The organism is Alicyclobacillus herbarius DSM 13609, assembly GCF_000430585.1.
GTDB classification, from domain to species: Bacteria; Bacillota; Bacilli; order Alicyclobacillales; family Alicyclobacillaceae; genus Alicyclobacillus_G; species Alicyclobacillus_G herbarius.
The window spans coordinates 124,059-143,042 of record NZ_AUMH01000007.1 but is presented as its reverse complement, the minus strand read 5'-3'; the positions used below and the strand labels follow the sequence as shown (position 1 = coordinate 143,042).

Below are 18,984 nucleotides of genomic sequence, written 5' to 3'. Positions count from 1 at the left end.
GTCCGGGAGCAAGCTCCCTTCCGTCCGCTCGACTTGCATGTATTAGGCACGCCGCCAGCGTTCGTCCTGAGCCAGGATCAAACTCTCAACAAAAGTTTGCCTCCCGGGGTCCAGCGCCCCAAAGGGAGCGCTTGCACCCCGGTCCTTGGCTCTGATTGCGAATCACGTTCGTGTTCGCAAGACTCTCTGTGCGTGTTTAGTTTTCAAGGAACCTCGTGACTTGCTTCACCTGTTCCCGCAGTGACCGGGCTATCCGGTCGCAAGCGGCATCGTTCATCGTATCACCCACACGCCATAATTGCAAGCGGTAGATGTTGGATGCCGATGTTTTGCGGTTTTCAGGGCCGCCGGTCGAGCGGCGACGCTGACTAATATAGCACGGCTATCGAACGAGATCAAGTCGAAAATGAGAACCAAGTTCTTAACCGTATAGGGTCAAGATAGAACTTCGCTGCGCACTCCCTTTCCCATGCCCTTTCTTCCATTCCCAGAAGCACGGAAAAACCGCCCACATCGCATCGACGGGCGGCTGCCTGGCGTGCCCGGAGAGATTCGAACTCCCGACCTCTTGATTCGTAGTCAAGCGCTCTATCCAGCTGAGCTACGGGCACATCTCGTACATATTATGTCTTATACGCAGTTCAAGAGTCAAGGGCTGCCCATAGCTCCAAGGCAAGACCCAGCCCCAAGGATCATAGCCATCCCGAGGAATCGCGCTCTCCTGAAACCGAATATAGCCAAACGCCTAGACGTCTTGTAGACACCGTCACAAAAAAACGGTCATATAATGGTCTAGGCCTCCGGTTGCGAAGAGACGGGATACAGCCACTAATTCCATACCGGAGGCCCTCCGTATCGAAACCCTAAGCCCAATCCTCATCACGATTCATCATCCAGGTCGGAAAAATCCCCGTTCTGCCAAGCTCTAAGGAGGGCGCGGTCGTCAGCCGACAGCGCCACGCGCTCGAGCAAATCTGGCCGTCGACGCCAAGTGCGCCACAGAGCCTGTCGATGCCTCCATCGACGAATTCGCTCGTGGTGCCCAGACAGGAGAATGTCCGGCACGGTCAAACCACGAAAATCGGCCGGCCTTGTGTATTGCGGGTATTCTAACAATCCGGAGACAAAGGACTCATCCTTTGCGGACGCCTCATTTCCCAGTACGCCTGGCAACAACCGTACGATGGCATCAATCATCGCCATCGCAGCAATTTCCCCACCGGTCATTACAAAGTCTCCCAGTGAGACTTCATCCGTCGCAAGGTGTTCGGCGATCCGCTCATCAAACCCTTCATAATGCCCGCAGATAAAAATTAACCGCCCATTGGTATCGGCTAATTCCTCCGCAAACGATTGCGTAAACGGCCGCCCCACCGGCGTCATCAATAGGACGCGTTCGTTTGTGACGCTGCCCACGCGGGTGCGTATGTCATCAACCGCATCGAAGATCGGCTGCGGCTTCAACACCATACCCACCCCTCCGCCAAACGGATAGTCATCCACAGTACGATGACGATCCGGTGCGAAGTCCCGAAAGTTGATCAGTTCAAACCGTACGTGCCCTCGCTCAACCGCCCTTTTTAAGATACTTTCGGATAACACGCCGCGAAACATGTCCGGAAACAAGGTCAGGATATAAATTTCAAGCATTCCGTCACTCCTTGCCCCCTGGCTGTCTCACTTCGACATCCTCATCCAACAGTCCGGGCAGCAGCTCCACGGTCATCTTTCCGGCTGCCAAATTGACGTCAAGAATACAATCCCGAATCGCCGGCAGCAAAACGTCTTTTCTTTGCAAAGGTCCACGAACCACGTACACGTCGTTGGCTCCAGGTGTTAAGACGTCGACCAGTTCGCCGACATACGTCCCGTCCGACGAATAAACCTTCAGTCCAATCAATTGGTCGATATAATAACTCCCTTCCGGGAGTGGGATGCGTTCGGAGACGGGGACGCATAACTCCATCCCCTTCCAAGGCTCCACCTCCGAGATGGAGGAAAAGCCTTCAAACAACACCAACCAGAACTGCTTATGCGGACGAGCAGCGCGAACAACCAGTTTTTTAAAAGGGCTTTGCCCCTCCTTACGCAACCATAAAACGCTCCCAGGAGAAAACCGTTCCTCCGGAAAATCTGTTCTCGGAAACACACGGACCTCTCCCCGCAATCCGTGGGTATTCGAAATCACGCCTACCGTCAGATATTCGAGGTTCATGAAAACCCTCCCTACAGAGGTTGTCCGAACACGCTCGCAAACCCGGACCCAAGCTACAGGTCTGTCCGATTCCCAACACAGAAAGGGGCGCAACGTGCGCCCCTCGTTTGTAAAGCGGTACATCCCTTCAATCGCTTAGGGTTGTTCCCCGTTGACGAATCTCCTGAACAATGCCATCTTTGACGATAATCTCCGCACCGCGCAGGATTTCCGACCAATCATCCCCGACATGCACGTCGATGGTTGTCTCGACCGTCATATTCTGCACCTCAGTCCCGAGGGGCATCTGTTGAATTTGCTGGATCTGCTGGATAAGCTCTTCCCGTTGCTGGATTCGCTTATTCCGTTCCTCCTCAACCTGCTCACGGACCCTTTGTGCAATCTCCCCGCCCTGTGCCATCGCCTGCTCAATGGCTTGGCGACCTTGCTGCTCAATCTGGTCCAGCTCCATGGTCAGCTGTTCAATTTGGCGTCGGTACTCGGCTATGATTTGCTGTTTTGTCGTTTCCGTCATGACGATCTTGACAGCGACAGGTTGACGAATGGTCAGCAAACGGATGTCCTCCTCGTGTCGACCCGAATCACGGTCAGGAATCAATGTCCACCAGCACTCGCTTACCCTTAAGGTGCGCAGCAGCACCGACGACATTGCGAATGGCCTGAGCAATTCTCCCGTGCCGCCCAATGACTTTGCCGACGTCGCTGGCTGCCACCGACACCCGCAACACAAGCGTTTCGCCGCGCTCCTCTTCCGCGATCTCAACCTGATTTGGATGTTCTACTAGAGACTTCACCAGGTACTCGACGAGTTCCCTCATGTATGCCTCCTGCCGCCCCGCCGGCTTGTTCATCGAAGCTGTTTTCCGGGCATGGATAAGGGTTTCACCTGAATCCGTGTTCGCTTATCTGTCGTTATTTTTGCAGCTTCAATTCGTGAAACTTCTTCAAAACCCCTGCCTGGCTGAGGAGATAACGCACCCTGTCGGACGGTTGGGCGCCATTGCCCAGCCACTTCAGCGCCTTTTCCTCGTCAATCTTCAACTGCACTGGATCTGTGAGCGGATTGTAATAGCCAATCTCTTCAATAAAGCGGCCATCCCGAGGGGAACGAGAATCGGCCACAACTACACGATAGAACGGCGCCTTCTTTGCACCCATACGCTTTAAACGAATCTTCACTGCCATCGTTCATTACCTCCTGTGCATGTGAAACAAGCGTGAATCACTTTCTCTTTTTTTTCTTCCCTTTGTGCCGCCTCGGTGCGCCCTGGCTGACGCCAGGTGTCTCCGGTGCGGAACCGGGCGTGAGTTCTGCCAACGCCGACATATCCGGCAAGCCTCCGCCCAATGCCTTCAGGGCTTTCATCGCCTGTCTACGGCTGAATTTAGTCCCTCCGCCAGCAAACCGTTTCATCATTTGCTGCATCTGCGCAAACTGATTCAAGACCTGATTCACTTCGCGTACCGTGACCCCACTACCATTGGCCACCCGGCGCCGACGGCTGGCATTCATAATCGCAGGATTGGCACGCTCCTCTTTTGTCATGGAGGAAATAATCGCTTCGATGCGCCGGAAGCGCCCCTCGTCCAGGTTGACGTTTTCCAGTCCCTTTAGGCGCCCCGCCCCCGGCAGCATTTTCAGGATTTGGTCTAGCGGACCGAGCTTTCGCACCTGCTGCAGTTGCTCCCGAAAATCATCCAGGGTAAACTGCGCCTTGCGCAGCTTTTCCTCCATTTCCTTCGCTTTTTCGAGGTCGACCGTCTCCTGCGCCTTCTCAATCAAGCTGAGCACGTCGCCCATGCCAAGGATTCTCGAAGCCAGCCGATCCGGATGAAACGATTCGAGGGGTTCGATCTTTTCGCCGACACCCACAAACTTGATGGGACACCCGGTGACCGCTCGAACCGCCAGAGCGGCCCCACCCCTCGTATCACTATCCAGCTTGGTCAGAATGATACCGGTGAGCGAGAGGTCCTTGTGAAAGGCTTCGGCCACCCGAACCGCATCCTGACCGGTCATGGCATCGAGAACGAGGAGGATTTCATGGGGATTCAGTCGCGCCTTCATCCCCTGGAGTTCTTCCATCAGGTCCTCATCAATGTGCAGACGGCCTGCTGTATCGACTATGACCACGTCGGCACCCTGACGACCGGCTTCCTCCAGGCTGCGCTGCGCAATGTCGACTGGATTCACCTGCGTCCCCATCTCGAATACGGGTACATCGATTTGCGCACCCAACACCTGCAGCTGTTTGACCGCGGCAGGGCGATACACGTCGGCGGCGACCAACAACGGCCGGTGCTGATGGCGGCGAAACGAGAGTGCCAACTTGGCCGCTGCAGTCGTCTTGCCGGCGCCTTGCAGACCCACAAGCATGACCACTGTGGGCGGCCGCGAGGCCATATTCAACCGCGCCTGTTCGCCACCCATCAGCTGCGTCAGCTCATCGTGAACAATCTTGACGACTTGCTGCCCCGGCGTCAGACTCTTCTGGACCTCCTGACCAACGGCCCGTTCTCGCACACGCTCTACAAATTGCCGTACAACCTGGACATTGACATCGGCGGCCAGCAGGGCAAGCCTCACTTCACGCATGGCGGTTTGGACATCCTGGTCTGTGAGTTTACCCTTGCCTTTCAACCGGTCGAGCGCCTTTTGCAAACTATTGGATAACCCGTCGAGCAAGAGGATCCTCCTCACCACATCGGTCGATGCACGAATCGAACAAATCCGTACGCCCGCGGAATCTCGTCAATCCGTGCTCGCCCGCGTCAGCGCTTGCTGCAGCTCAACCAAGGCTACCTGCAAACGGTCCTTGGCAGCCTTGGGCAGGAACGGATACACCGTTTGACCCACAGACACCGCTTCTGCAATGCGCACCTTCATGTCTTGCAGCCACCCGTCAAACCCCACCATGGCCTCGTAGTATTCCAGCTGCTCTTCCGCCCGGTGCAGGTTATCGTGAACCGCCTGCCGGCTTACATGCAAGTGCTCCGCAATCTCTGCCAGCGACCAATCGTCGAAGTACGTCAGTTCGATAACCTGTTGCTGTCGCGGTGTCAATAACTTTCCGTACAGATCGTACAAGTTAGCCATTCGCGTGGCCTTGTCGATCATACACGGAACCCCCATCCCTGTCAAGGTCAATGACTTTACACCGATTCTGGCTGCGCAATCGCGGACACGAAGGCCTCTGCGGAAAAGGGCTCCAAATCGTCGATGCCCTCGCCCAAGCCAACCCATTTGACCGGGATGCCATACTCCCGCACAATCGGCAAAATGACACCGCCCTTCGCCGTTCCGTCCAGTTTGGTCAAAACAATCCCCGTGACATCGGCCGCCTCTTGGAACGCCCGCGTTTGATTTAGGGCGTTTTGACCGGTCGTAGCATCCACCACAAGCAGGACCTCGTGCGGAGAACCCGGCAGTTCCCGCGCGGCCACCTTGGCAATCTTGCTCAGCTCCGCCATCAGGTGTGCCTTGTTATGAAGGCGGCCAGCCGTATCGCATAAAATCACATCCGCCGATCGCGCCCGTGCCGCGGCAATCGCATCGTACACCACGGCGGCCGGATCGGCCCCTTGCGCATGGCGAACCACGTCGCAACCTGCACGTTCCCCCCAAACCATCAGCTGCTCAATGGCGGCCGCCCGGAACGTATCGCCGGCAGCCAGAATGACTTTCTGCCCCTCCTGACGATAGCGGTGGGCTAGCTTGCCAATCGAGGTCGTCTTCCCTACGCCATTCACGCCGACGAACAGATATAACGTGGGCCCGTGTTCGGCCCTTTGCATAGAAACATCGGCATCTTGGAGCGCCTCCAGCATCGCCGTTTGCAAAAGGCGCGGAAGTTCGTCCGCGTCGTCGACGCGCCCACGGCGCGCCAACTCACGGACCCTCCCCACCAGCCACAAAGACGTGTCCACCCCTACATCCGCCGCGATTAACAGTTCCTCAAGTTCGTCGAATAGACTCTCATCCAAGCGACGGCCTGAAAAGAGCTGTCCAATTCGTCCGAACACCGCCTCCCGGCTCTTACCGAGTCCACGCCGAAACTTGTCAAACAAGCCCACGACCTCACCCCGCAGTTTCCATTTCGCCATCACCCTCCAGACGGACACTGATGAGGCCGGAGACGCCCGATTCCTGCATGGTCACGCCATACAGAACATCCGCCTCCTCCATCGTGCCACGCCTGTGCGTAATGACAATAAACTGTGTATCATCCGCAAAACGACGCAGCTCGCGCGCAAAACGACTCACGTTCGCTTCATCCAAGGCTGCCTCCACCTCGTCCAAGACACAAAACGGGACCGGCCGTACGCGGAGGATCGCGAACAACAAGGCCATCGCGGTCAACGCACGTTCTCCGCCCGACATCAAGTTCAAGTTCTGCAATTTTTTACCCGGTGGCTGAGCCATCACTTCAATCCCGCTGTGCAAGACGTCATCCGGATTCGTCAGCTCCAAATCGGCCTGCCCACCGCCAAACAACTGCCGAAACGCGGCCTGAAACTCGTGCCGAATCTGTGTAAACGTGGTCGAAAAGCGTTCCGCCATTTCGCGGTCGATGTCCTCAATAAGCTCCACCAGCTGCACTCGCGCCGACTCCAGGTCTGCACGTTCCTGCTGCAGGAATCGAAGCCGCTGCGAGAGGCGTTCCCATTCCTCAATCGCACCCAAACGCACATCGCCCAAAGCCTGTATCTGGCGGCGCTGCCCCTCAGCCATCCGGCGCACCTCAGCCACCGGGTGCTCCAGAGGATAGTGCTCCTTCGCCCACTCATAGGTAATGTGGTGATTTTCTCCGAGCCTTGTTAACGCGTGTTGAAGTTCCGCGTCGGCCCGCTCGGAGGCCACCTCGGCCCGACGCAGCTGCTCGTCCACCCCGGCCAACCGCTGCCCGACGGATTGCAGACGTTTTTCCGCACTGGCTACGTCCTGTTCGGCCACAAGCTGTGCCTGGCGGAGGGAAGTCAACTCCGCCTCCAGGTCCGTCAGGGCGCTGCGGACATCTCCCAACTGCTGCTCGTGCGCGCGCGCTTCCGCCTGTGCTTGTTCAATCGCGGCCAACAGGCGCTCCATTTCCCGAGTCAGTTCACCAGCGCGTCTGCGTCCGCGCCGAATCCGCTCCTGAAGCTCCCTGACGCGCTGCTCCAACAGTCGCTTTTCTTGGCTCAAAGACGCCGTTTCCACCCGTAGCCCAGTCACCCGTTCCTGAGCCGCTGCCATCTCCAGTGTACGCCGCTCCAACTCCAGGCGCCGCGCCTTCAGGGTCTCCTCCAGCTGAGCCAGTTCCGTTTCCACCATCCGTAGTTTATCACGAGCCTCTACCGCACGCTGGCGCAAGCTCGTCTCACTCACATGCAGCTGCTCCGTCTCCAGCCGCACCGTCTCGAGACGGTCGATAACGCCTTGTTTGCGGGCCTGCCACTCACGCAAGTCTGCCTCCAACTCCGCCAGCCGCCCGCGCAAACGGGTCAAATCTTCCCCCGCCTGCCGCTGCTTGGCCTGCGCCTCCGTGGCACGCCGCCGCAGTTCCTGCTGTTGCTCGCGCAGTGCCTCAATGGTCTTCCCAAGTTGCGTCAATTCCGTTTCAACCGTCTCACGTTCTCGCGTTCGTCCCAACAAGCCGGGGCCTCGCCGCGTATGACTACCGCCCGACATGAGACCCCCCGGGCTGACCACATCCGCTTCCAGGGTTACGATGCGGAATCGATAACCTAATGCCCGCGCCATCTCATTGGCCGCCGTCAGGTCCTTCGCAACGACGACGTTACCCAGCAAGTGTTCAACCACGTCCCGATATCGGGCCTCACACTCAATTAAATCGCTGGCAATCCCCAGCCATCCCGCGTGGTTTTCGACTTTTTGCCGATCCCGATCGTTCATGCGCCGACTCTGAATCACGCTCAGCGGCATAAACGTTGCCCGACCCGCCTGTCGACGTTTGAGCCAAGCGATGGCTTGCCGTGCGCTGGCCTCATCATCGACCACGATGTTCTGCAACGCACCCCCCAGCGCTACTTCAATCGCCAGTTCCAACCGTTTGTCAACACGGATTAACCCCGCGACGGCCCCGTGGATACCCTCCAGTCGCCCTTTGTCCGCCGCCTGCAGCACCGTGCGCACCCCGGACGCATAGCCATCATAGCCTTGCTCGAGGTCACGCAACAGTTCGAGGCGCGAGCGCAGTGAGGACGATTTGGACTCCAGTTGGTGCAGGTTCTGAACAACCTCCGCTTCCTGCTCAGCCGCCTGTCGTACGGCCTGATTGGAGACATCCAGTAAATTCTTGGCCTCTTCCAACTGCTGCAGGCACCGCTCCCTCTCTGCGGCCGTCTTCTCCACCTCGCCATCCAGGGTGGCCAACTCTTGCTCCCAGCGCGCTTGTTCCGCCAAGAGCCGTTCGCGTCGACGCGATTCCCCCGACTGGGCTTCTTCCGCAGACCGAATTTCGTTGCGTAGGTGAGCTGCCCGCTGATGCGCTTCAAATAACTGACTGTTCAGGTCCTCAATCTCAGCTTCCAGGCGCGCGCGTACGTCCGGATCGACCGCTTCAGCGGCCGCCTCAAGCTCGCCGCTTTTCGCCTCCAACTGGGCCGTAATCTGCGCGAGCCGCTGCTGCTCCTGTTCATGGAGGCGAATCAACTCGTCCGTTTCCGCCTCCGTCTGTTCTTGCGTCTGTCGGCGGTCCTCGACCGTATCGCGAAGGTTCTTGACTCGCTCCGCCAGAACCTCAATTTGCCCTTCCAGGCGCTGTCGTTGTTCGACCGCCTGGACCTCCTGCCGCTGCCGCTCCTGGGCGGCCGCTGTAAGGGTATCGAGTTGGGCGCGCGCAGCGTGCAACCCCGCTTGTTCCTGCTCGACCGCTTGCTGCGCCTCAGCCCGCTGCTGCGTGAGTCCTGCCACCGTCTGGACACTGGTTTCCCAGCGCCGTTTCAGGTCCTCAATATCCGCAACCAACAGCATAATCTCGAACCGATTGAGCTCGTCGGCAAGCTGTTTGTACTCCAGCGCTTTTTCCGCTTCCGCCTGCAGTGGACCAGACTGACTCTCCAATTCGGCCAGAATGTCGTCGATACGTACAAGATTCGCGGCTGTTTCGTCGAGCTTCCGTTCGGCCTCTTTCCGCCGATACTTGAATTTCACAATGCCTGCTGCATCCTCGAACGGTCCGCGCCGGTCTTCGGGGCGTGTGGAAAGCATCTCCTCAATCCGCCCCTGGCCGATAATCGAATACGATTCACGGCCCAAGCCGGTGTCCATAAACAGTTCGGTAATATCCCGCAGTCGACACGGTTTGCGATTGATAAGGTATTCACTTTCTCCGCTTCGGTAGACGCGGCGCGTCACCGTCACCTCATCGAATACGACCGGGAGACGGTTGTCGCTGTTATCCAAGGTCAACGAGACCTCGCAAAAATTGACCGCCTTACGCGTATCGCTGCCCGCGAAAATCACATCTTCCATCTTGCTGCCGCGCAGGCTACGCGCACTCTGTTCGCCAAGCACCCAGCGGATGGCATCGGAAATGTTGCTTTTCCCACTGCCATTGGGTCCGACCACGGCGGTTATCCCAGCCGAAAAGTCGAGCACAGTCCGATTGGCAAAGGATTTAAAACCAAGGATTTCAAGGCGCTTCAGAAACACCTTCAGGCCCCCTCGCGGCCCCCTCCTGCAACATATGGAGGGCAGCCTGCGCCGCTTTCTGCTCCGCTTCTTTTTTCGATCTCCCGACGCCGCTGCCCATCACACGGTTCCCAATCACAACCTCGACGCTGAACTGTTTCGCGTGGGCGGGCCCCCGCTCATCGACCACCCGATACACCAGCTGCGTTCCCAAATGCTGCTGCACCCACTCTTGCAGAGCCGTCTTATAATCCGGGGCAATCCCTTGCCCGATATACGGAAACACATACTTCTCCACAAACGCCTTCACCGCTTCCAGACCCTGATCTAGATACAGAGCCCCAATGAACGCTTCGAATACATCGGCGAGCAAGGCTGGCCGTTCGCGACCTCCAGAGCGCTCCTCTCCTTTGCCCAGTCGGACAAAGCGCTCAAACTGCACCCGCCGGGCAAAACTCACCAGGGAAGGCTCACAGACAATCGCGGCCCGTAGTCGTGTCATTTCCCCTTCGGAAACGCTCGGCATGGTGCGGTACAGATACTCGCTGACAACCAGTTCCAAAACGGCATCACCAAGGAATTCCAAACGTTCATTATCCTGAAGAGAGGAACGGCGATGTTCATTCCGATACGAAGCGTGCGTAAACGCCTGCTTTAAGAGCGGTTCCGAACGAAAGTGAATTTGCAATCGTTCCTGCAACTCTACCCATTTATTCGACACCACAGGCACTCCTATTCATGGCTTTGACTCTCTCATCTCTCGATGACGGCAAATCGCCTGCACACGCCACATCGTCGCGCGGCGTGTGCAGTTGCGGGCTTAAGCGTACTTTTTTAGGATGATGGCCGCATTGTGGCCGCCGAATCCGAAGGAGTTCGACATCGCCACTCGAGGCTGCGCCTGGCGCGCCTGGTTGGGGACATAGTCGAGGTCGCACTCCGGGTCGGGAGTCTCATAGTTGATAGTGGGAGGCAGGATTCCCTCGACCAGGGTTTTCACGGTGGCCACGGCCTCGACGCCGCCAGCCGCCCCTAGCATATGTCCAATCATCGACTTGTTGGAACTGATGGCTAACCGGTAGGCGTGTTCGCCAAACAGTTCTTTAATCGCCAACGTCTCCGACTTGTCGTTAAGCTCCGTTGATGTTCCATGCGCATTGATGTAGTCCACATCTTCCGGGCGAAGCCCTGCATCTCGCAAGGCTTCCCGCATCGCTCGATACGCGCCCGATCCGTCCGGCGGCGTGGCCGTGATGTGGTACGCATCGCCAGACATCCCGTAGCCGACAATCTCCGCATAAATGCGTGCCCCTCGGGCCAGTGCATGTTCTAGAGACTCGAGCATCAACACACCCGCGCCTTCGGACATCACGAACCCGTCGCGGTCTTTGTCAAACGGCCGGCTGGCTCGCGTAGGCTCGTCATTGCGCGTGGAGAGAGCCTTCATGTTGGCAAAGCCCGCAATCGCCAGGTCCACGATGGCCGCCTCCGATCCGCCCGCCAACATCGCATCTGCGGCACCCCGTTCGATGATCTTATAGGCGTCGCCGATGGCGTTGGTGCTTGTGGCGCAGGCGGATACGGAGGCGCTGTTGGGCCCACGAGCGCCCGTCAGGATGGAGACATGCCCAGATGCCATATTGGCAATCATCATCGGGATCATAAACGGGCTTACGCGGCGCGGCCCGCGTTCGCGCAGTACGATATGATTCTCTAACAGCGTCTGAATGCCGCCAATCCCCGAGCCGATATAAACACCGACTCGATCTGCGTTTTCCCCATTGATATCCAATCCTGAATCCTTCAGGGCCTGCGCGGCTGCCGCGATGGCAAACTGCGCGAAGCGGTCAATCCGGCGGGCCTCCTTCGGATCCAAGTACTTTTCGACTTCGAATTCTTTTACCTGACCGGCAATCTGCACCGGTAGATTGGAGACGTCGAACGATTCGATTCGGGAAATCCCGGACCGTCCGGCGACAAGATTGTCCCAAAAGGTCGATACGTCGTTCCCGAGTGGCGTGACGGCTCCAAGCCCGGTGATAACGACTCGTCGTTTCACGTTGTCACCCCGCCTAGATGGACAGAAAGCCCCGGCACACGCACGGGACTTCAAGAATGGCTGTTGCCTCACATTCGTCTGTCTTTTAACTCATTGGTGCTGTTCGATGTATGTAACAACATCCCCAACGGTGCTGATTTTCTCCGCCTCTTCATCGGAGATTTCCAGGTCGAACTCGTCTTCGAGCTCCATAATCAGCTCGACAACATCCAAGGAGTCTGCCTGCAAATCATCCTTGAACGTAGCCTCCAAAGTCACCTTGTCCTCATCCACACCAAGGCGGTCGACGATAATGTTTTTCACTCGCGTAAACGTGTCGGCCATCCTTTCACCTCCTAGTTCTTTGGGCAGCTTGTCCGCGCTTTGTGGCGGTAAGACTGCCAAACGCCAGGGACGCTTTTCATCTGCGCCATCCTCTGGGCAAAGTATACTACATGGAACCTGAGTATACTACATCGCCATGCCGCCGTCGACTGCAATTACTTGTCCAGTGATGTAAGCGGCTGCGTCCGAAGCGAGAAACGCCACCGCGCCCGCGACATCTTCAGGCTGTCCGATGCGCCCCAGCGGAATTTGTTCCATCATGTGCGCCACCGCCTGCTCGGGCAGAGCAGCGGTCATCTCGGTCTCCACCAGCCCTGGGGCGACCGCGTTGACCGTAATTCCGCGTCCGGCCAGTTCCCGCGCCGCACTCTTCGTCAAGCCAATCAATCCTGCCTTGGCGGAGACGTAGTTGGCCTGACCTGGATTCCCGACCAACGCGACCACCGAGGTCACATTGATGATGCGCCCAAAGCGTTGTTTCATCATCGGACGCGCCACCGCCCGCAACATGTGAAACGCCCCTGTCAAGTTGGTATTAAGCACGGCCTGCCAGTCTTCGTCTTTCATGCGCATAAGCAGCGTGTCGCGCGTGATGCCCGCGTTGTTGACCAACACGTCGACACGGCCAAAAGCGGCCAACGCCGATTCGACCAGCCTATCGGCGTCTGCGGCTCGGCTCACGTCGGCTTGCTCCACGATAGCTTGGCCGCCCGCTTCTTGGATGCGCCGCGCGGTTTCACGGGCGTCTGCTTCCCGCCCCGCGTAATTGACGACCACCTGGCCGCCTTCGCGCGCCAGTTCAATCGCGATCGCGCGGCCAATTCCCCGCGACGCCCCGGTGACAATCGCAACTCGCCCCATCATTGCTCACGCTCCTTGACTCCACTTACAGCTTCTGTAAGCGAAACTTCATCCTCCACATGCAACGTCACAACAGATCGCTGAACCTTTCGGATCAGGCCAGAGAGAACCGTACCCGGCCCGAATTCGATAAATCCTTCAATTCCCATGTCAAGCATGCACCGCACATCCTCTTCAAATCGGACCGGCGAATACAACTGACGCTCTAGGGCCGACTGAAGTTCCGATTGAGAGGAAACCGGCTCGGCATCCACGTTTGTTACAATCGGCACGGCAGCGTCCTGAATGGCCGTCTCTGCCAATGCCTGCGCCAGTTTGGATGCGGCTGGGCGCATCAGACTGCAGTGGAAGGGACCGCTCACCTCGAGCGGCAGAACCCGCCGCGCGCCACGTTCCTTGGCCAGACGCCCAGCCTCCGCAACGCCTGCAGCCGTGCCTGAGATGACAATCTGGCCCGGGCAGTTCAGGTTAGCCAACTCCACAACTTCGCCGCTCTCCTCGGCTGCCTCCTTGCATACGGCCTCCAATTCGGCCGGCGCCATTCCCAAGACCGCCGACATCGCTCCCTGGCCAGCCGGAACGGCCTCATCCATCCACTTGCCACGCAAGTGCACGAGCCGTACCGCATCCGCAAACGACAGCGCACCTGCAGCAACGAGCGCGGTGTACTCGCCCAAACTGTGCCCAGCCACAGCGGTCGGTTGCACGTCCACTTGTTCTTTAAAGACTCGATAGGCGGCCACGCCCATGGTCAACAAGGCCGGCTGGGTATAATACGTCAGGCGCAGCTTGTCTTCTGGGCCTTCCAGGCACAGCTCGGTCAGTGAAAATCCCAATGCCTCATCGGCTTCCTGGAACGTCTGTTTGGCCACAGAATGCTTTTCCATCAATTCCTTGCCCATTCCGACGTACTGGGCTCCCTGTCCGGGAAAGACAAACGCCCACTTCACGACCGCATTCCTCCTTGTCCTACGGACGCGCGCTTATAGCCGCAGCGCCGCGGCGCCCCAAGTGAGTCCCGCGCCAAACCCGACCAACACGACAACATCCCCGATCTTAGCTCGTCCCTCTCGACGGGCCTCGTCCAGCGCAATCGGAATCGATGCCGCCGACGTGTTTCCGTACTTGTGGATGGTGACGACCACCTTGTCCTCGGGAATCCCAAAGCGGTCCCGGGCCGCTTCAATAATGCGGATATTGGCTTGATGGGGAACCAGTAAATCAATGTCCTCCCGCGTCAACCCGGCCTCCGTCAGTACACGCTCCGTCGACGCAGCCATTGCCTTAACGGCAAACTTGAACGTCTCTCGCCCTTCCATCTTCAAATAGTGCATCCGGCCCTCGATGGTTTCGGCTGTGGCCGGCATTTTCGATCCGCCGGCAGGAAGGTACAGGTGTTTGCCTCCACCGCCGTCGCTGCCTAAGTGGAAAGACAGGAAGCCCCGCTCGCCCTCGACCGGCCCTACGACCGCCGCACCCGCACCGTCTCCGAACAGAACACAGGTCGTTCGGTCTTTATAATCGATAATTCGAGATAACAGGTCGGCGCCAATTACCAGTACATTCCGGTAGCGTCCGGCCTCGACCATGGCCGCCGCTGTACAAACCGCGTACAAAAATCCGGTACAGGCCGCCGAGACGTCCATCGCTCCGGCATGCTGTGCCCCCAAGCGGTCCTGTACCAAACAAGCAGTCGCCGGAAACATCATATCCGGGGTTACCGTAGCGCATAAAATCAAATCGAGGTCCGCCGCCGCAACCCCCGCGTCGGCCAGCGCCCGACTGGCTGCCAGTGTTGCAAAATCGGACGTGGTTTCCCCTTCCCTGGCAATCCGACGCTCCTTAATCCCAGTACGGGAGGTAATCCATTCATCATCGGTATCCACCATTTTTTCCAAGTCCGCGTTCGTCAGAACCTGGTCCGGAAGCGCGGAACCGGTTCCCAAAATCCCTGCCCGAATCGCCACCCTATCACTCTCCACATGATGGATTTGAACCCTGACGCTCGAGGGAAGAAATCAACTTCGCATTGACGTCCTGTTCACAAAAGCGAATGGCTTGTAAGAGGGCGGTGTACCACGCACGCTGATTACTGCTTCCGTGCGCCTTGATGCAGCCGCCGGCGACCCCTAAAAAGGGTGCGCCACCGTATTCTGCATAATCAAACTCAGCGGCAAACGCGCGCAGACGCGGGGCCAACAGTAGAGCTCCCAGTTTCGCGGTTACGCCAGCCGTGGAGACAGTTTGCTTTAAAGCTTTAAATAGGCCCAGGCCGATGCCTTCCGTCAACTTTAACACCACATTGCCGACAAACCCATCGCAGACGACCACATCACAGTCTCCATCCAAGAGATTGCGTGCCTCCACGTTGCCTACAAAATTCAAACCTGCCTCTACGAGCAGGTCGTAAGCCGCTTTGGTCAAATGATTCCCCTTCGTGCTTTCAGCTCCCACATTGAGTAAACCAACGCGCGGTCGCTCCACCCCCAGCACGTGCTCCGAATACGCGGTCCCCATATGTGCATACTGAACCAGGTTTTCCGGCGCCGCATCCATGGTCGCCCCCGCGTCGAGAAGCAGCACGCCTTGGCCTTGAAATGTGGGGAGCACTGGGGCCAGGGCTGGGCGTTCAATCCCAGGCAACCGTCCGATGGTGAGTAGTCCGGCGGCGACTAAAGCGCCCGTATTTCCCGCCGATACCATCGCGTCCGCCTGGCCCTCTCGCACCATCCGGGCGGCCATCACCAGCGAGGAATCCGGTTTGCGACGGACGGCCCGCACCGGCTCCTCATCGGGTTGAATCACCGATTCACTGGTCACCACCTCAACATTCGACGGAAGCCGGGCCGTCCCTGCTGATACCGCCGCTTCTGTACCAATTAAACAAAATTTCACGTCTGGGTGGGTACTGGCCAGTTCTTGTACGGCCGCCACCGGTGCCTGCGCGCCCAAGTCACCACCCATGACATCTACTGCTAGTTTCAATCCTGTCCCTCCCGCATTCTGGCAGAAGCCCTGGCGACCCAAATCCAGCCATCCAGAACTGTCTCTCCATCCACTTCGGTATGTGCACGACACTTGCTAATCCCGGAGTGACGCGCAACCACGTCAATGCGCGCCCGCAGCGTCTCGCCGAGTCGAACGGGACGGTAGAAGCGCAGCTCTGTCTTCGCCGTCACGGCGCACTCCTCATCCATCACCGCCATGGCCAGAGAGTTCACCTGGGCAAAGAGCACGTGACCACGAACAATACCACTGCGAGCAAACACGTGCAGCGAAGTAATCGGCAATTCAGAGATGGCCACGTGATTCAGTTCGAGCCGGACAATGCGACCCACCACATCCTGCTCGTCCAGCGCTCGCACCTCATCCTGCCGGTCTGCCGCCACACGCCGAATGCGCTCCCGCACCTCGGGAATATTCAGGGCCTGACGATCCAAACGGATGGTCGCGACACTGACGCCGAACGTTTCGGCTAACTGTTCATCTGTAGCAAATGGATTTTCGGTCAACACGCGAACCAATGCCAATCTGCGTTCAGATTTGCGCAGCCCTCATCCCTCACTTCCCACAGGAGGTTCCCACCGGGCACTTATTACCTACTCATAAAACGTAGTTCTAAAATACCCGATTCCCTTCCAATACGCAAGTCCGCAGAAATTGAAAAAGCGAACAAGGAGCCGATTTCGGTTGGCTCCTTGTTCGCTTCGCATGCGCCGAGCTGCTCACTTGCTGGATGCAACCTGACGCCCTTTATACGAACCACAATTCTTGCAGACGCGATGCGACAGTTTATACTCGCCGCATTCCGGACAACGAACCATGCCAGGGAGTTCCAGCTTAAAGTGGGTCCTGCGCATGCGCTTCCTCGTCTTGGAGATTCTATGTTGAGGTACCGCCATTCCCTACACCTCCCTTGCAGGCTGTCCGCACAATACGTGCTGTCGGCAGCTTACTGCCGAGACTCCGCCACGCATGATATTACTCCGAATCGTCCTTAGAAAGCAAGTCGGCGAGTACTGCCAACCGTGGATCCACACGTCGTGTGTCGCAATGACACTGATGTTCATTCAGATTGCACCCGCATTCCACGCACAATCCGCGGCAATCCTCCCGACACAGTGGACGATACTCAAGCGCCAGGTTGACCGCTTCTTCCACATACGGATCGAGCCAAAGCAATTTGGTCGGACGGCCGGCGACCGACTCTCCAGGCACAGTGGCGGCTTCGGTTTCCGTGACGGACTCTTCAAACTCCGTCTCGAGCCTGGCGGAATACGGCTCCAAACAGCGCGAACATACATATTCTACCGTGGCCTTTACGGAACCGCGCAGGGAATATTGCTCTTCTTTGATATCCACATCCACCTGAACGGACACCGGTTCAATTCGCTGCACCTGCGGGTTTTCGTCGGCCACACGCGGCAACTCAACCACACCTTCGACGTGAATCGGATGATGCTTAACCCTTTCCAAATCTATCTGCACGTGTACTCACCTCGTCACCGGTGCGGCTAAGCTCGCTCTTCGTTTGTGGTGATCACAAGGAGCCTGGCGCACGCAGGGGTGGATGTCCCTCTCTAGAAGAACGAATCAAATCTTCAATATCCGGTATGCGTACCTTAGCGGCTTCATAGCCAATGCGAATCGCTTCCTTGGCCCGATGAAAGTGTGAGCTGCCGATTGTGGACAAATCGGGAGTAATCAGCAAATCAGCCGGGTGTTGAACCAGCAGTTGCTCCTGCATGATTTCCAAAGACTGCATAATCACGTCGAGCATCGTCTCGGGAACGGACGGAGCGCCGGTCGATACATCTACCCCAATGACCAAATCTGCACCCAATGCCCTTGCTGCCTCCGTAGGCACCCGTTCGATCACCCCGCCGTCTACGAGCACCTGTCCACCTAGCCGCAGCGGCACAAATACCCCTGGTATAGCAATACTGGCCCGTACGGCGTCGGCCAGAAGTCCCTCGCGAATGACCACCGCACGCCGCTGGACGAGGTCTGTGGCCACAGCAGCGAAGGGAATCTCAAGTTCCTCAATCCGCAGCCCACGTGTCAGTAGTTTGACCATCTGATGAACTTTGTCCCCCGCAATCAATCCGACTTTGGGTACCGTTAAATCCACCCAATGCCGCCAGCGGAGCGTGCACGCCAATTTCTCCATAAAACTGGGCGACATCCCCGTCACATAGAAGGCACCGACCAAGCTCCCCATGCTCGATCCGGTCACAATGTCCACAGAAATCTGGTGTTCTACGAGTGCCTGCAACACCCCGACGTGCGCAAATCCTTTGGCGCCTCCCGAGCCCAGCGCCAAAGCGATGCGCCGTTTGGACATTATGCTTCACCTCGCCCCGTTCCATCGGTTGCACGCTGAGCGCGGGCCATGAACGCTGCGGCAACCTCATCCGGAACCAAACCGGTCACATCTCCCCCGTAAGCAGCGACTTCCTTCACCAACGAGGAACTGATATAAGCGTATTCGGGTGAGGTGGGCAAGAAGACCGTGACCAAACTGGGCAGTAGATGCCGATTCATCTGCGCCATTTTTTGTTCGGTCTCGAAGTCGGCCACCCCTCGAAGTCCGCGGACCACCGCAGCTGCCCCGCGTAACTTGGCGTACTCCACCAGCAGGCCTTGAAACTGATCGACTTCGACATTCGGCAAGGCGTGGGTCGCCAAGCGAATAAAGTCCATCCGCTCTGGGACGCTGAACAGCGGCTGTTTCGCCGGGTTCTGCAAGACAGCGACCACCAATACGTCGAACAGCAGAGCCGCCTGCCTGACGACATCCAGGTGACCATTGGTGAACGGATCAAACGTACCTGGATAGATTGCCAGTCTCATATGCTTCATCTCCATCTTGTGTCGGCGGAGTCGGAATCC

General features: G+C 57.8%; 21 protein-coding genes, 1 tRNA gene and 1 rRNA gene. All 23 read right to left on the bottom strand.

Translation table 11 applies throughout. From position 1 onward, the window contains the following. Positions 1–93, bottom strand: a 16S ribosomal RNA gene (locus H522_RS0106670); the annotation flags it as partial. Positions 94–534: 441 nt separating this feature from the next. After that, positions 535–611 (bottom strand) — tRNA-Arg (locus tag H522_RS0106665). A 268-nt stretch (positions 612–879) separates the two neighbouring features. Continuing rightward, positions 880–1,650: a tRNA (guanosine(37)-N1)-methyltransferase TrmD gene (trmD, locus tag H522_RS0106660; protein ID WP_026961726.1), complete on the bottom strand. Its 771-nt coding sequence runs from the start codon at positions 1,648–1,650 to the stop codon at positions 880–882. Between the two features lie 4 nt (positions 1,651–1,654). Continuing rightward, positions 1,655–2,215, bottom strand: a complete 561-nt coding sequence (gene rimM / locus H522_RS0106655; protein WP_026961725.1) for a ribosome maturation factor RimM — start codon at positions 2,213–2,215, stop codon at positions 1,655–1,657. A gap of 127 nt (positions 2,216–2,342) precedes the next feature. Beyond that, positions 2,343–2,768, bottom strand: coding sequence for a YlqD family protein (locus tag H522_RS0106650; RefSeq protein WP_245578042.1), 426 nt, complete (start codon positions 2,766–2,768; stop codon positions 2,343–2,345). A gap of 34 nt (positions 2,769–2,802) precedes the next feature. Then, positions 2,803–3,033: a KH domain-containing protein gene (locus H522_RS0106645; RefSeq protein WP_026961723.1), complete on the bottom strand. Its 231-nt coding sequence runs from the start codon at positions 3,031–3,033 to the stop codon at positions 2,803–2,805. A 94-nt stretch (positions 3,034–3,127) separates the two neighbouring features. Further along, complete coding sequence (rpsP, locus tag H522_RS0106640; RefSeq protein ID WP_026961722.1) at positions 3,128–3,400, bottom strand: 30S ribosomal protein S16; 273 nt, start codon at positions 3,398–3,400, stop codon at positions 3,128–3,130. Between the two features lie 37 nt (positions 3,401–3,437). Further along, on the bottom strand, positions 3,438–4,901 hold the full coding sequence (ffh, locus tag H522_RS18020) for a signal recognition particle protein (RefSeq protein ID WP_081411937.1): 1,464 nt from the start codon (positions 4,899–4,901) through the stop codon (positions 3,438–3,440). Positions 4,902–4,967: 66 nt separating this feature from the next. Further along, entirely contained in the window at positions 4,968–5,333 is a 366-nt protein-coding gene (gene ylxM, locus H522_RS0106630; protein ID WP_026961721.1) for a YlxM family DNA-binding protein, read from the bottom strand. Positions 5,334–5,368: 35 nt separating this feature from the next. Next, entirely contained in the window at positions 5,369–6,319 is a 951-nt protein-coding gene (ftsY, locus tag H522_RS0106625; RefSeq protein WP_035452896.1) for a signal recognition particle-docking protein FtsY, read from the bottom strand. Continuing rightward, positions 6,294–9,869: a chromosome segregation protein SMC gene (gene smc, locus H522_RS0106620; RefSeq protein WP_026961719.1), complete on the bottom strand. Its 3,576-nt coding sequence runs from the start codon at positions 9,867–9,869 to the stop codon at positions 6,294–6,296. Before smc ends, ftsY begins: the two co-directional genes overlap by 26 nt. After that, positions 9,850–10,569 carry a ribonuclease III gene (gene rnc / locus H522_RS0106615; RefSeq protein WP_026961718.1) on the bottom strand — a complete coding sequence of 240 codons (720 nt, stop codon included), beginning with the start codon at positions 10,567–10,569 and terminating at the stop codon, positions 9,850–9,852. The genes smc and rnc overlap by 20 nt, the downstream gene beginning before the upstream one ends. 99 nt (positions 10,570–10,668) lie before the next feature. Beyond that, positions 10,669–11,907, bottom strand: a complete 1,239-nt coding sequence (fabF, locus tag H522_RS0106610) for a beta-ketoacyl-ACP synthase II (RefSeq protein ID WP_026961717.1) — start codon at positions 11,905–11,907, stop codon at positions 10,669–10,671. A gap of 90 nt (positions 11,908–11,997) precedes the next feature. After that, the gene (gene acpP / locus H522_RS0106605; RefSeq protein WP_026961716.1) at positions 11,998–12,231 is read right to left on the bottom strand and encodes an acyl carrier protein; all 234 of its coding nucleotides are present in this window, start codon (positions 12,229–12,231) and stop codon (positions 11,998–12,000) included. Positions 12,232–12,357: 126 nt separating this feature from the next. Further along, positions 12,358–13,095 carry a 3-oxoacyl-[acyl-carrier-protein] reductase gene (gene fabG / locus H522_RS0106600; protein WP_026961715.1) on the bottom strand — a complete coding sequence of 246 codons (738 nt, stop codon included), beginning with the start codon at positions 13,093–13,095 and terminating at the stop codon, positions 12,358–12,360. Next, positions 13,092–14,042, bottom strand: coding sequence for an ACP S-malonyltransferase (fabD, locus tag H522_RS0106595; protein ID WP_026961714.1), 951 nt, complete (start codon positions 14,040–14,042; stop codon positions 13,092–13,094). Before fabD ends, fabG begins: the two co-directional genes overlap by 4 nt. A 33-nt stretch (positions 14,043–14,075) precedes the next feature. Next, complete coding sequence (locus H522_RS0106590; protein WP_035452894.1) at positions 14,076–15,059, bottom strand: beta-ketoacyl-ACP synthase III; 984 nt, start codon at positions 15,057–15,059, stop codon at positions 14,076–14,078. 4 nt (positions 15,060–15,063) lie between these two features. Next, positions 15,064–16,077, bottom strand: a complete 1,014-nt coding sequence (plsX, locus tag H522_RS0106585) for a phosphate acyltransferase PlsX (protein ID WP_026961712.1) — start codon at positions 16,075–16,077, stop codon at positions 15,064–15,066. Continuing rightward, positions 16,074–16,643 (bottom strand): transcription factor FapR, encoded by a 570-nt coding sequence (fapR, locus tag H522_RS0106580; RefSeq protein WP_026961711.1) that lies wholly within the window; start codon positions 16,641–16,643, stop codon positions 16,074–16,076. The genes plsX and fapR overlap by 4 nt, the downstream gene beginning before the upstream one ends. A 174-nt stretch (positions 16,644–16,817) precedes the next feature. Beyond that, positions 16,818–16,994, bottom strand: a complete 177-nt coding sequence (rpmF, locus tag H522_RS21000) for a 50S ribosomal protein L32 (RefSeq protein WP_081411936.1) — start codon at positions 16,992–16,994, stop codon at positions 16,818–16,820. A 79-nt stretch (positions 16,995–17,073) separates the two neighbouring features. Continuing rightward, on the bottom strand, positions 17,074–17,580 hold the full coding sequence (locus H522_RS18015) for a YceD family protein (RefSeq protein WP_051343978.1): 507 nt from the start codon (positions 17,578–17,580) through the stop codon (positions 17,074–17,076). Positions 17,581–17,632: 52 nt separating this feature from the next. Further along, a complete protein-coding gene (locus H522_RS18010; RefSeq protein WP_035452892.1) occupies positions 17,633–18,436 on the bottom strand; it encodes a patatin-like phospholipase family protein in 804 nt (267 codons plus the stop codon). After that, positions 18,436–18,945 (bottom strand): pantetheine-phosphate adenylyltransferase, encoded by a 510-nt coding sequence (gene coaD / locus H522_RS0106565; protein WP_026961710.1) that lies wholly within the window; start codon positions 18,943–18,945, stop codon positions 18,436–18,438. Before coaD ends, H522_RS18010 begins: the two co-directional genes overlap by 1 nt. Positions 18,946–18,984 lie beyond the last annotated feature (39 nt).